This is a genomic window from Enterococcus sp. 7F3_DIV0205 (genome assembly GCF_002141365.2).
Taxonomy (GTDB): Bacteria; Bacillota; Bacilli; order Lactobacillales; family Enterococcaceae; genus Enterococcus_L; species Enterococcus_L palustris.
This window is the reverse complement of record NZ_CP147244.1, coordinates 3,309,747-3,323,766: the sequence shown is the minus strand read 5'-3', so window position 1 is coordinate 3,323,766 and position 14,020 is coordinate 3,309,747. Positions and strand designations below refer to the sequence as shown.

The 14,020-nt window shown below is 35.2% G+C and carries 9 protein-coding genes; 1 reads left to right on the top strand and 8 read right to left on the bottom strand.

Annotated elements, in window-relative coordinates; all coding sequences use genetic code 11:
• Nucleotides 1-19: 19 nt before the first annotated feature.
• The 4 genes from A5821_RS15435 to A5821_RS15420 form a co-directional block, all read right to left on the bottom strand.
• A complete protein-coding gene (locus A5821_RS15435) occupies nucleotides 20-2,161 on the bottom strand; it encodes a peptidase domain-containing ABC transporter (protein WP_086315600.1) in 2,142 nt (713 codons plus the stop codon).
• Nucleotides 2,162-2,173: 12 nt separating this feature from the next.
• A complete protein-coding gene (lanM, locus tag A5821_RS15430; RefSeq protein WP_086315599.1) occupies nucleotides 2,174-5,287 on the bottom strand; it encodes a type 2 lanthipeptide synthetase LanM in 3,114 nt (1,037 codons plus the stop codon).
• A 109-nt stretch (nucleotides 5,288-5,396) separates the two neighbouring features.
• On the bottom strand, nucleotides 5,397-5,585 hold the full coding sequence (locus A5821_RS15425) for a serine-rich class II lanthipeptide (protein WP_139844071.1): 189 nt from the start codon (nucleotides 5,583-5,585) through the stop codon (nucleotides 5,397-5,399).
• 130 nt (nucleotides 5,586-5,715) lie between these two features.
• Complete coding sequence (locus tag A5821_RS15420) at nucleotides 5,716-8,187, bottom strand: SpaA isopeptide-forming pilin-related protein (RefSeq protein ID WP_086315598.1); 2,472 nt, start codon at nucleotides 8,185-8,187, stop codon at nucleotides 5,716-5,718.
• Between the two features lie 259 nt (nucleotides 8,188-8,446).
• Between A5821_RS15420 and A5821_RS15415 the strand changes: the two genes are divergently transcribed.
• Entirely contained in the window at nucleotides 8,447-9,319 is an 873-nt protein-coding gene (locus tag A5821_RS15415) for a helix-turn-helix domain-containing protein (RefSeq protein ID WP_086315597.1), read from the top strand.
• A gap of 28 nt (nucleotides 9,320-9,347) precedes the next feature.
• Here A5821_RS15415 and A5821_RS15410 read toward each other — a convergent pair whose 3' ends face one another.
• The 4 genes from A5821_RS15410 to A5821_RS15395 all read right to left on the bottom strand — a co-directional run bounded on the left by A5821_RS15410 (nucleotide 9,348) and on the right by A5821_RS15395 (nucleotide 14,009).
• Nucleotides 9,348-11,717 (bottom strand): vWA domain-containing protein, encoded by a 2,370-nt coding sequence (locus tag A5821_RS15410; protein WP_249921882.1) that lies wholly within the window; start codon nucleotides 11,715-11,717, stop codon nucleotides 9,348-9,350.
• Nucleotides 11,639-12,298 carry a hypothetical protein gene (locus A5821_RS15405; RefSeq protein ID WP_086315595.1) on the bottom strand — a complete coding sequence of 220 codons (660 nt, stop codon included), beginning with the start codon at nucleotides 12,296-12,298 and terminating at the stop codon, nucleotides 11,639-11,641. The genes A5821_RS15410 and A5821_RS15405 overlap by 79 nt, the downstream gene beginning before the upstream one ends.
• Nucleotides 12,299-12,315: 17 nt before the next feature.
• Nucleotides 12,316-13,188, bottom strand: coding sequence for a BsaA family SipW-dependent biofilm matrix protein (locus tag A5821_RS15400; RefSeq protein ID WP_086315594.1), 873 nt, complete (start codon nucleotides 13,186-13,188; stop codon nucleotides 12,316-12,318).
• Between the two features lie 62 nt (nucleotides 13,189-13,250).
• Nucleotides 13,251-14,009 carry a hypothetical protein gene (locus A5821_RS15395; RefSeq protein WP_086315593.1) on the bottom strand — a complete coding sequence of 253 codons (759 nt, stop codon included), beginning with the start codon at nucleotides 14,007-14,009 and terminating at the stop codon, nucleotides 13,251-13,253.
• Between the last annotated feature and the right edge of the window lie 11 nt (nucleotides 14,010-14,020).

Genomic DNA, 14,020 nt, shown 5'->3' with positions numbered 1-14,020 from the left:
CCAACCAGTAATCTATTTGCTATACGGCGTTTGTTGGATCAAAATAAATCGAATGGTAATAGCCTTCTAGAGCTAATAATTCCTGATGTGTTCCTTCTTCAACAATTCTTCCTTGATCCATAACTAAAATTCGATCAAAATGTTTGATTGTATTTAATCTATGGGCCACAATAATGCAGGTGAAATCGTACGTCTTTAAGCGGTTCATGATAAAGTTTTCTGAAATATTATCTAAAGAGCTTGTCGGTTCGTCCATTAAAAGTAAACTTGTTTCTTTTACCAATGCTCGAGCAATGGAAATCCGCTGCATCTGGCCTCCCGATAAATTCATTCCACCTTCTGAAATTTGTGTTTCTAATCCCAAAGGTAAATTCATGATGATTTCATCTACTCTAGAATCAAAGATTGCTTGCTCAACTCGTTCATCAGTGGCCTCAGCTTGATTCAACACAATATTGTCATATAAAGAAGCGTTGAATATTGTTGGTTTTTGATTAACAATACTAATGCATTTTTTTAGCGAGACGTCATCAATTTGTTTGAGATCGATATCGTTGAACCTGATTTGCCCTGAAGTTGTATCGTATAAGCCTGCCAATAACTTCAATAATGTGCTTTTCCCTGAACCACTTTTCCCTACAATTGCAACTTTATCTCCATGTTCTATCTGGAAAGAAACAGAATGTAAAATCTCTTCCTCAAAGTAGCTATATTTAAATGAAACATCTTCAACATTCACCGAATCAACCGTTGTTATTGTTTCTCCGTCAATTGCCAAACGAGGATTATCTTTTGCTTCTAAAATCTCATTTAGCTTACCAAAGTACGATCGTAAAAGTAAGAACTCTGTATAAGAATCAAAGACGGTGACGATTGGCGCAATAAAGGCTCCGGACAATGCATTAAAACTGATAAGTTCTCCCAATGTCACTTGTCCTTTTGTTACTTGAAACAGCCCTACATAAATCAGAACGATCGGCAAAATAAATTGAATGGATGTTTGAATTGTTCTAACCCACGTTGAAAAGCGATTTTTCTCAGCCCGTAACATAATTTGATTTTTGAATTCATTACGCCATTTTGCATAGAATTGATTTTCTGATCCAGACGATTTAACAGTTTCCATTCCTTCAAATAATTCTACCAAGATGCGCTGAACTTTAGATTGAGCAATCAGTTCTTTATTCGTAATACTTTGCACTCGCTTCGAGTTAACAACTGAAATAGCCCCCATCATAAATGCTCCGAAAATAGCAATTAGAGTTAATTTTAGTGATAAATTAACCATTAAAATTAAATAGATGAACACAAATAAAAAATCTACCGAGATCGTCAACATCCGTTGACTCATGATTTGCTGGATGATCACACTAAGGTTCGCACGAAAAATCAAATCCCCCGTTGAACGATTAACGAAGAAACGCAACGGTAAATGAATGATTTTTTTCATAAAGGCTTTCATCAAGGTTAAATCAAATAAATTTTCCAACACGATCAACACTAAGCCTCTTGCAACTTGCAGCAGATAATAAGCGATAAAAAGAATGGCGATCGTTGAACCGATTTGGAATATATTAGAAACAGCAACATTTGCATTATCTATGATCATTTGCGTCAGTCTAGGAATTGCAATCGTCACCATTTGAATCAACAGAGTCAGGGCGATAAACAAGGCAACTTTTGCTTTTTGATCCGTTAATATTCCTTTTAAGATCAGCCAAGTAGCATTTTTTTTATTCTTTCGCTGTGTGATCGTAACGTCAACGTCTGTTAAAATCAAAGCAATATTAGAGAAGCTTGCTTCAAATTCTGCCCTTTTAATTTTTTTCCGTCCACTTGCAGGATCCAAAATTGTTGCTTCTTTCCCTGTTAGTTTCTCTAATACAATATAGTGGCGTTCTTCCCAAAAACAGATCGTAGGTGTAGCTTGTTCCTCTAAAATTTCTAAATCTAGGACTCGAATCGCCTTTGTTTCAATTCCTCGATCCAATAAAATTTGTTTTAAATTTGTTAGTGTGTTTCCACCTTTAGGAACACCGTACACATCACGAAGGTGGCTCAGCGTCACATTATCGTCATAATAGTTTAAAACCATCGTCGTACAAGCTAGCCCACATTCACTATGTTCACTTTGTTCAGTAAATGGCACTTTTTTCGTCAATATGATTCCTCCTTATTCCATTGGTAATTCCAAGGTTAGTATGTCTGCTGCTTGATTTGCATTGTGTATGCGTAACAGTTGGTGTCCAATACCGGCCAATCCTGTAAACAGTCCATATTTAGGAATCGTCGGCAGTCCTTCAAATGTATAGTTTTCTTCAAGGATTTTCTGATAAGCTTTTTTTACTTTCTCTTCAATAGCATCTTTATGTTGTTTGGTCGCCCAGCTTGATTTTCCATATTCGATCAAGAATTCCAAATCGCCAAAATTACCATGGCATAAACAGTCATCTCTTTTTTCCTGATTGATCAAACGTTCTGCTGCAATTTGAACTTCTTTTCGTAAACGTGAATCTTCAAATCCGCTATTTAATAAATCTAAATAAGCCAAGCCGATTCCTGTTGATCCATAACACCACAAATCATTGACCATTGGGGGAATTGGACGTAAATCCAACCAACCATTTTGGGTAGGATCAAAAGTGGTTCTTTCTTTGACCAAACATTTTTTGATCAATAGCATAATTTCAGGATCTTTTTCAACTTTCAAAAGGCTATTAGCAGCATGGATCACTCCTGAGTAGCCATGTGCAAACCCACCTTGAGTAATTTTTTCAAGATCTAAATCGAAAAGTAACTGCTTAGCAAAAACAAAATAGCTTTCTTTATTTGTTAGTTGATATAAATGAACAAATACTTTTATGATCGATGCTGTACCACCATTCCAATCATAACTTTCAATTACTTCCCCGTCATATCTTTCCATATATCGTGCAGCAATCGACTCTGCTGCCCTGATTAATTTAGAATCATGATTATAGTTATAGCTATAAAGTAATGGATAAACAGCAGCAAAGGAACCGTAAAAAGCTGAAACACTGTCCACATAATCTTCTTCAAGTTTCAAGACTAATGCTTCTGCTAATTCATATGGCTTTTGAAACTTCTGATCTTTTGTAATATGGTAGAGCTCACTAAAATATAAGTACATTCCGCTAATTCCATCGTAAAAATTTTCATTCATGACATTGACGACATAATTATCTGGTGACGTTTCTTCAATATCTTTCCAGGCAATTGACTCTTCACCTAAAAAGGCAGCTTCAAGAATCGTTTCCCCCACTGCAACAGCCCCATCTAAAAAGTTGACTTGATGAATTTGCTCTTTTAATGGAACTGTTTTTTCCTGCAAATCGGTTGAATGATACAAGCCGAATGAAGTTTTTAGATAATCTAGCTGTTGCTCTTCTTCTAATTCAGAGTAATTTCTTAATCGTAAAATTTCGAGATCCAGAGCTTTTTCTTGGTACATATTTTTGATGATTTCACCTTGACTTGCCATTAAATCCTTGGTACTTGTGGGGTTAAAGAAAATCGGTACATCATGTTGCAGCATATCGCGCACTTCATAAGGTACGGGTTTGGAATTAGAATAGCCATGCATCCACAAATTTTCAAATAGTTTTTCACGTTCTATATAATCGACCATACAAGTAGGATGAGTTGAATAATCCAATAAGTCCCCGTAGCTTTGTGTTGTTTTGATCACGTTGCGGACTAAGCAATCTGAAAACGTCTTTTCTGCCAAGTGTGCTAGTGTTTGTTTGTTATTTCTAGCAAATGCTGAAAACTCTTTAAATCCGTCAATGATCGTTTCGATATAAGGAACGAAATCAACTTTTTCACCGTTGAACAAAGGAATATTTTCTGCTGCATCTGTGATATGTTCTTGATACATAAACTGCATATTGACTGAATCAAAATTAATCAGTTTCAAGACTTTGTAAGGTAATTTTTGTTCTCCACCACTAAGAGCACTTAACTGAATCCCTTTTGTAGCACCTTCCACGTCAGCTTCTGCTCGTTCTTCAAATAAATAGATTGGAACCAGACCACTCATGACTACAGATTCACCATTTTCCTGCATGACTTTCACGATTGCATTTTCACTGTCCGGCATTGGAAAATGATTTTGAATGATCGTTTCAAGATCGATCAAGACTGGATATTTTCCGAAAGCCAGAACATTTTCCAAATGGAAATCATTGCCATTCAACAAATATACTAAAGCTACAGTCTGTCCGAATTGACGATAATAGTGCGTAACATCCTCTTTCGACAAACATTCAGAATAAATCAATCGTTCTTCGAATGTGTACTTTTCTTTTATTATTTTTGTGGTCAAATAAAAATCGAATGCATTCTCCATCTCATTGATTTTCTGAACAAACTGATCAAAACGCTCACCAATCATTAAATTTTTTGGTTTAAAAACAACATCGATTTCGTTACTGAATGTTAAAATCGCTACCGATTTTCCTTGATCATGAGAATCTCCTGCTCCCATTTTTAAACCGCTTAATGATAGAGGAAGCTCTACTTGAAAAATTTGATTCAACTCTGTTTCGCTTTCAGCTAGTGCTTGCAACAACTCTCTAAAATTAGTAAGTTGAAAATCGATCGTCTCAGCATAAAGTCTCATTAATACTGGATACTGATCAAAAAAATCAAGCAATTTTTCTCGTGTATCAAAACGAGCGATCAAGTATTCTTTGAATCCTTCTTTCTCATCTAACGACTCTGAAAAGGACAGCTTCTCTTTTTCTACATGTAAATCATACACAAACGTGCGTAACCCTATGTCCATAAAACGATTGATCACTTCACCAATGAAATTTTCCATAGCAGTTGCTTGAATTTGGAGTGTTGGAAAATCCGCCACTATTTGATATAATTTTTTTTCAAAATAATCAATGTGCAAACGTAAGGCGTACGTAAAATTCGCTTTTTCATCATCAAAAACATCTTCAGATAAACGGTCCTCTTGCGACATTATCAATTTTGTAGTCCGCACCCATTGTTCTTTAGATATAGTCATAAAAATAGACTCTTTTTCATCTGTAGTTAATTCTTTTATCGCTAAACCAAAATCCTCTTCAGTTAACTTTAACGACGCTAAAATTTCTTTAAATCGTTCATCTGTCACTGTTGTAGGACGCTTACGCCACTTTTTATAATTCTCAATTTGCCCTTTTGGAACAGTCATCTGCTTGTTTTTATAATATTCTTGTAACGCTTCATACCTTTGACGGATAGATGTGCCTTTGGCCAGGTTTTTTAGACTCATGTCAAACTCCTTTTGTTCGTTTATTTATGTAAAATTTCTTTAGTTAAAAACAAGTGCTAGACAAGCTTCCTATCAAGAGGAACTCGTCTAGCAACTTGATTATTTTAAATTACCACCCGCAACATCTTGAAGAGCAGCAGCTATAGCTACATCTTGTAGAGTAACAGCTACTTGATGATGATGAAGAAGATGATGATGACCAGCTCCATCCAAAGAAACTTCCTTGAACTTTATTCATTTCTTCCGGTGTTAATTCTTCAAAAGATTTCCCAACTTTTTTCTCAGCTTGTTTGTTCATAGTGTGTTTTCCTCCTATAATGATTAATAGTTTGAGATAATAAAATGTGCACTTTTATTATCATTTATTTAAAATAAATTGCGATTTAAGCAATCTATCTTAAAACAGTTCTTTTCTTCCCTAATTCAGCTTAGATGGTTAATCTGATAATAGTGAATTTGTTAGCTTCAATTTTGAATTTTGTTGGTGTAGTTTCATTTGAATATCCTCTTACAGTAGGTTCAATTTCATACTCACCAGGGGCCAAGTAAATACTGATTTGCCCAAACGTATTAGAAACTACAGTTGTTTCAAATGCTGCCCCTTTCGTACAAGTAATACTATATTCCAGCCCTTTTAATACCTGTTTTGTATCATTACTTGAAAGATAGACTAGAGCACGTCCTGGTATTTGTTTCGGTTTATTATAAAAAACTGCTTCTGCAATTTCTTCCACAACGATTTTTTTCGTTTGCGTTGGAGCATCAAGTTCGTAACCATCTGGGGCTTTGGTTTCAGTGATTGTTACTTCCCCTACCGGTAAGTCTGGAAAAAACAATTCGCCTTGTACATCTGTGACCCCTTTATGGCTATTTCCTGCCGAGTCAATTACTTCAAACTCTGCATTTGGTAACACAATGTCTGTTTCAAAACCATCTTCATCATTTGCATATTTCTTGATTTTTAAACCACCTAGGTTTTCTTTTTTGATATTCGCATGTCTAACTTCAGCTATTTTCCCTGATTCAACGGTAACTTCATAAAATGTTGAATCTTGCTCATAACCTGGTGGGGCTTCAATTTCGATTACATAGTATTTACCTGGGTCTAAATCTTCTAAAAGAATTTCCCCATTATCGTCTGTAGTATATGTCCCCAAGAGTTGATTGTTATTATCATAAATTTCAAATACGGCGTCCTTTAAATAAACCTCTGGATCAGAATCTTTAACATATTTGACGATTTTTAGAGAGCCAGCTGTAGGTACTTCTACTTTTTTATTGACTATATCAATAGATGCTTTACCTTCTGGATCTGTTTTAGATAGTGTGATAAATTTTGGTGTTGTATCTAATTCATAGCCTTCTGGCGCTTTTGTTTCAATCAATTTATACGTACCATATGGTAAATCATTTAATTGACCGATACCATTTGCATCTGTTGTGATTTTCCCGACTAGCTGATCCGTCACATTGTATACATCAAATTCAGCTCCAGCTAAAACAGTTCCTGCTTCATCCTTTTTCACTACTTCAAGATTTCCAGTTGTTTTTTCTTTTCTATTCTCTACAGTTACACTGATTACACCGTTTGGATCATCTTTGGAAACGACTACTGATTTTGGTGTCGCATCTAATTCATAGCCTTGTGGCGCTTTTGTTTCAATAAGCTCATACTTACCAAATGGCAGATCTTTCAATGTCCCAACGCCGTTAGCATCCGTCGTGATTTTCCCAACAACCTTATTATTTTCATCACGAACTTCAAACTCAGCGCCGGCTAATAAGTTGCCAGTCTCATCTTTTTTAATGACTTTAAGCGCTCCAGTTGTGATTTTTTTCTTGTTTATTACGCTAATCGTTGCTTTGCCATTTGGATCTGTTTTAGATAATGTGACAAATTTTGGTGTTGAATCTAATTCGTAGCCTTCTGGTGCGAAATATTCGACTACTGTATATGTGCCATATGGCAGATCTTTCACCACAGCAATTCCATTCGCATTTGTGGTAACTTGCCCAACAAGGGTATTAGCGCTGTTTATAACCAAAAAGCTTGCGCCAGCTAAAACTTTACCATTTTCATCTTTTTTGACTATTTCCAGTTCACCAGTTGTGATTAGCTTTTTATTCACTATTGTGATAGTCGCTACACCCGTAGAAGAAACAGTGACATATCTCGGTGTTGTATCAAGTTGATACCCATCTGGTGCTTTAACTTCGATCAGCTTATATGTCCCATATGGTAGATTCCCTAAAGTTGCGATTCCATTGGCATTCGTAGTAATTCTTCCCATAAATTGGTTATTGGCATTATAAACATCAAACACAGCTCCAGATAGAACTTGATTACTTTCATTTGTTTTTACAACTTTAAGACTACCTTTTTGACTTGGCAGTGGTATATTGCATTTCGTTAAACAAACAAGCTGCCCTGGTAAGAAAAGGTTAAAGTACATTGGGCTGCTTTCTAATTGATAGCCCGCTGGTGCTTTCGTTTCACGAATTGAATAGTAGCCAAGCGGTAATGACCTCGTTTCAGCAACACCATTATAGTTTGTCTGAATCACTTGGACAGGACGGTTAAAACTATCATAGATCGTAAATTGCGCGCCTGATAATCTTGCTTTTGTCCGATCATCATACTTGATTACTTGAACTCCTCCACATAATTTTGGAACAAAAAATCTGGGTGTTATTTGTGAAGATCTAGGAAGTCCGCTCTGCATTGTTGATAAATAGTCATTTGATGATGTGTTTCCTCCAAACTGATTATTCATCACTGAAGTTGTGGACCATGATGCATTACTTTGAGTGGCCGCTTCAGCCTGTTTCCCTCCAAATACACTGATAGTAAATACAATTAAAACGAGTGAATAAAATAAATAGCTAATTTTCTGTTTCATACAATAAAACTCCCCCAACAAATTTGATTTTTTAACTTTTCCAAATGATACTTTTTTAATATGTAATAAACCAAATAAATAATTTGACCATTCGTCTCAACTCCTCTCTCATTTTAAATAAATTCCAAAATTTTCCGAATTAATTTAAATTTCTTTTTATTATCTACTAGTTATTTAATGTTTTTGCTATAATAACATAAGTACCACAAATTTTTTCACTAGGTAAATTATTTTATACCACCTGAGAGGAGAACTATTTTTGAAAAATTACGGAACATTAATAAAGAAAATTCGACAAGAAAAAGGACTCAGTCAAAAAGATATCTACGATGGGATCATGACTAGACAAACCTATTATTTGATTGAAACAAATGTCAGCATGCCCTCTTTTGACAAATTTTTAATGATACTGGAGAAACTTTGTATTTCCGTTGAAGAATTTCTTGAGTTACTCGATTCTGAGGCATATCCAACAATCAACCATTTCTACCATCAATTAAGCCAAGCCGTTTTCAAAAAAGATCAAAAAGTATTAGATTCTATAATCGAAAAATCTCAGCAACTTTATACAACCACAAACAATAAAAAGTTCTTCCATTTAAACCTGATTACTCAAGCAATGACTTACGCAACGAATGAAACAAGTGAATCTGATGCCCTTAAGGCTTCTAAAAACTTGATGTTTCCGATCAAACAATATTTGATTGGTATTGATAAATGGTATCTCTATGAATTAAAGTTGTTGAATAATTCCTTGTATTGTTTTGAATTATCAGAGGCCATTGCTTTAGGTACCTTGGTTGGAAAAAAGATCGATACCCTTAGTAACATCGAACAATACCAAGAAATTAAATTGAGAATCTATCTAAACCTTTCATCTCTATGCTTAAATTATCAAAATTACGAAAAAACCTTATTTTTTTCTGCCTTGGCAAAAGAAAACGCTCAAACAGATTACCGCCTATTTGAAATGATCATTGCAAACTTGAATTATGAAATTGCCCAAGCAGCTATAAAAAAACAGTTAATGGATTCTCAAATAAGTCATTACCTTACTATTTTAGAAAGTTTAGGCTATCAATCTACAGTAAAAGAATACAAACGATTCCTGAAAAACAACACTATTTGTTGATTTTCATTTGTTTTTTATTCACTAATCATTAATAGCCAAAGTTATTTACTTTATAATCCCAACTATAGGGTCTAGGTGACATAATGGGTTCCCCACCACTATCTTTCCCCAAATCAGGTGTAATGAACATCGTTACCCAGTACTCATGATTTATTTGATAATCTAAAACAGCTTCATTACTCTTTACCAAAGCTGCTGTGTTACTCGATAAATGGGTCAAATTTAAGTTTTCATTTGTTGTTGTTGCAATAAAACCAAAAATTTTATAATACTCTGGTATTAAATCGGTGACTGTTAATTCTTTTTGCTGTCTCGCCAAGGTTATTTCATATTTAGTAAAAAGCTCTGCTGAAACTTCTGTTGACGTATCCTTTATTGTACTTTCAGAAATCAAGTTTAATTTTTGGTCTGTATTATCGATAACAGATTCGTAAAACCCTTTTGAAGGAATAACTAATTCCGAATTTGAATTAAGTACACTTTGCCTGATATTCAAACGAATCGTTTTCTTTTCAGGGATTTTCTTATTTGTAACAATTATTTGCTGGTGTGCGTATGCATTAAAATCCGCAGCGAATTTAAATTGGCTTTTAGTACTCGCAGTTGTTAGCCCATTAATATCAATCAATGTTTCATATTCTTGATTTGCTTTTAAGATTTCCTCCACAACATAATCTTGGTCAGCTTTCCATGGATGGACTATTTTTTTGGTTTCGTTTGAATGAAGTGAGAAATGATCATTAATTGTGTATTGATCTTTTCCATAGTTAAAATCAAATAATTCTGTCTGATTATTTATTTCTTCACCTTTTTCATTTTCTACCTTTTTTTGTAAACTGACGATAATTGGTTTAACTTTTGGTACATCAAACTCAGCTTGTTTCATCACATCATTGTAATCTTTGTAAACAATTGTTGTCTTTCCATTTGTTGCTGCCAAGCCATTCGTATCAATAATATTTGGCTTTAATATTTCATTTTCAGCGCTTACGCGATACGTAATTTCAGCAAACATAACATCTTCGTCTGGATCATTAGAAACTGGATTTTTGAGAGAGCCAACATTCCAATTGATTGTAGGTCTTCCCAGTACATCTTTGATTTCAGCCGTTCCCTGAGTAACCGTGACGCCTCCGTCCATTTCAAATCCTACACCCATCGGATCAACAACAAATCCTGATTTGATAGCCCCGACGATTTCCCCTGCGATCCCGCTAAGAATATCTTCCAGGTTATTCGCAGTGGCTGAAAAACTTTTATCTTCAGAAGAAGCGATTTCTTTCATCGTTTTGTTTCCAGTTACTACTTCATCATCTTGAGAAGTAGAATCCATGTCCACACCGATCGTATAAAAGTCATCCACCAAGAGTTCACCATTTGACATTTTCTCATTTTTTGTGATCGTCGCTTCTGCTATTGCGCTGTGCGCGTGATTAGCCATTAATCGATTCTTTGAATTTTCTGGCATTTGTTCATATTCAGGAAACAATGCACCGTTGCGGTATTTTGCTCCATTTCCGTAATAGTTTCCGCCTTCTTTATTGATATACTTGTAATTGAAATTTTCTTTAGGTATTGTTTTGACACTTTCGTAATAGTCATAACCATTTTGCAAGTAGTCAAATTTCTCCATTCTCGCTAATTGATTATAAGGTGCAGTTGGTGGAAAACTGTATGTGGGTACGCCATCGGAAATTAAAACGATTTTTCTTTTTTCTCCACTTGCTTGTGCCATCACTTCCGCTGCAGATTTAATACCTGCTTGTGTAAAAGTCCCTCCATTTGGCACTGGCTCTAAAGCTCTAATTTTATCGATCAATAATTGTTTATGTTTTGAATCGACAAATTGATTGCTCCAACTGCCTTCATTAAACGTATAATTCGTTACCACTGTATCGTATGTGATAAGTGCAATTCTATTAACATAATCTTTTCGTAAAACCAACTCTACAAACTTTTCTGCAGCAACTTTTGATTTAATCATTCGATCATTTTCATTCATACTCCAAGAGGTATCAACAATCAAAACAACATCGGTCGGCGGTGGTGGAAATTGATTTCGTCCTTCGACACGTAATGTTATATCCCATTGATTGACCATCCCGACCACTGGTTCTGCCGTTTTGCTTAGGCTCACTTGTCCCGGTTTCAATACTGTTTTTTTTGCAGCTTTAACAGGTGCATTTGTGTACATTAAAGAACTTTGTACGACATAAACAGACCCAAAGAAGCATAAAATTAGCATGATCCATCTTAAAAATCTTAATTGCATTTTTTTCTTCAAAACGACATCTCCTTTCAATCGATACTCTGCTAGTACTACTCGTTGACTGTTTGTATTTTTAATAAATCGTCTATTTGCACCAACGGAGCGATCGTCGGTATTTGCCCATTCCACCAAGCATCTCTATAGGCATATCTGGTTGCACTGATTCCTTCTGCTTTGATTTCAAAAGATAATAAAACTCCTTTATATTCATCTGTGATACTTGCCTGATTCATTTTTACTTTAGTAAACAAATTGGCTGTACGCTCATTTTTTTTTAGTTTCTTTTTATAATAAAAGTAGCCATCATTCCCATTGATCCAATCAGTTAAATTGTAATCAATACTTAAAACTGGAGCCGGTCCATCAGTTGTTGCTGGTAATAATAAGATTGAACCATTTGCTTGCTTCTTTGTAAGAATCGGCAGCGCTAAAACGCGGATAAAACTTTCTTGTTCTCCCGTATTTTTTATAGCTACTTTTTTTAAGTAATCCTTTTCTGGTTCAAATGATGCTGGCGGATCGAATTCTTCTTCTATGGATGTTTGAAAATTCCCTACTCTAAATTCATTTTGTTTTTGATCCCGATCTGTTAACGCCGCATACGTCTGATACAATCCAAATGAAAGACTAATAAGCATGACTAGAAAGCCAGCAAATAAGAAAAGCTGCTTGATGCTCAGATGTTTTTTTGAACCCTGCTTTTTTTTCATGCACTAATCCACTCCTTCTAGTCACTTAACCGATCATGATATAAGTCATATAACTCCCCAGAGCTCCCTATATTCCAAGAACTTAAAAGTCCTTTTGTTCCATCATGAGCATCCATCACTGGATTTAATTGATAGAGAGCACTTTTGAATTTATTGGGTGCACTCGCACTTAATCGGACACTTTTCATGACTGGCGTACTTATTTCGCTAGGTTGAAGCAACTCCGAATAATAAAAATACCCATTTTTATATAGCCAGTAGTCTTTCGTACCCGTTGGCGGTGCTGAATTATAGACATTGTCAGGAAAGAGTAATTGAAACCAACGTAATTCCGTTTTCTCTCTATTACTGTCTTTAAACTTATACATTTCTGTTCCCGTAAGCATATTCGGTACGATTGCTTTTTCTGAAATCAAATTTTTTCCGTCATGCAAATAAGTGCCCCCCGCGTTAGCTGCTGGCTGCCATGTTTCTGTGTTGCTCTTATCAACTAGCGGCAATATCTCTTGTGGCGAAACGGCTAAATTACCATTGCCAGTCTGATCTGTAGTATCTATTTTGAATGTTAATAGATATTCATATAAACTAATTCGAACAAATGTAGGAATGTTTCCTGTATTTTTGACTTGTATGACTTTTTTTGTGGTGATAGCTGGTTGCCATTCAAACTCTGGTTCAAATTCTTCTGTGATTTCTGCTGACAATCGTGAACCAACAAAATGATTGACCTCACTGTCTTCAGAGACAAACCAAGCATATGTACTTCCTAGAACCATCAAACCAGAAAAGAGAAAGGTACAGAGTGCAATGATCAGTTTAGTGTTTACTTGAGCTTTTTTCTTTTTTCTTCGTCTGTTTCTCTTTAAAGATTTGTTCTTATCCTTTTTCATACTGTACCGCCTCCCATCATTTGATCGTTCTAAGAAACACAATTGGTATTTTCTTATTTACTTTAGTTTTTTTTCTCTCTGTGCGTTTTTTTTTCTTGTTTTTTATGTTTGATGATCAATAACGAAACTAATATCAAGAACAATCCTACGCACGAAAAAAGTAATGCATTGCGCCATTCTTCGCCTGTATTTGGAAGTCTCAACTTATTTATCAGCTTTTCCAAAAATGGTTTTTCTGGATCATCTGGATCGTTTGTATCTGGTAACGTTGTTTTCACCGCTTTAAAATGCCAGATATTTTCTACAACATTCTTTTTAAAAAAATCTCTATTAGTATATGTTTTGCCATCCAATTCAAAATGAGCTTCCAACATTCTGGTATCGCCCCCTTTAAATGTCCCTAGATTCAAAGGAATTGTTTTATCTTGGAGATTTTGCGTCTTATTTACTCCTGATAAAGGACCTTTATAGACTTCTTTTCCTTCATAGATCAATGTCATCTGAATCGCTTGAGACAAGTCTAATGAGCCTTCGATGATTGTTGGCTTACTTATGTTCATTGTTAAATGATAGGGGATATCTTTTTCAATATTGATGATTGTGATTTTTGTAGACCATTTTTTCCCCGGGGCTACATCTCTAATATCAACAAGATATTGACCATCATTTTTTATTTTGATTCCTTGATCATCACCAGCCACTATTCCAGGAGGAAGATTCGATTCAGAATGCACTTCTACAGGTTTTAAGGTAAGTGATAGACTGAGCAGTAAGAATGCTCCTGCCAGTAGCCACTTTTTTCCCCTGCGTCTTCTTTTCATCCCTCTTCCTC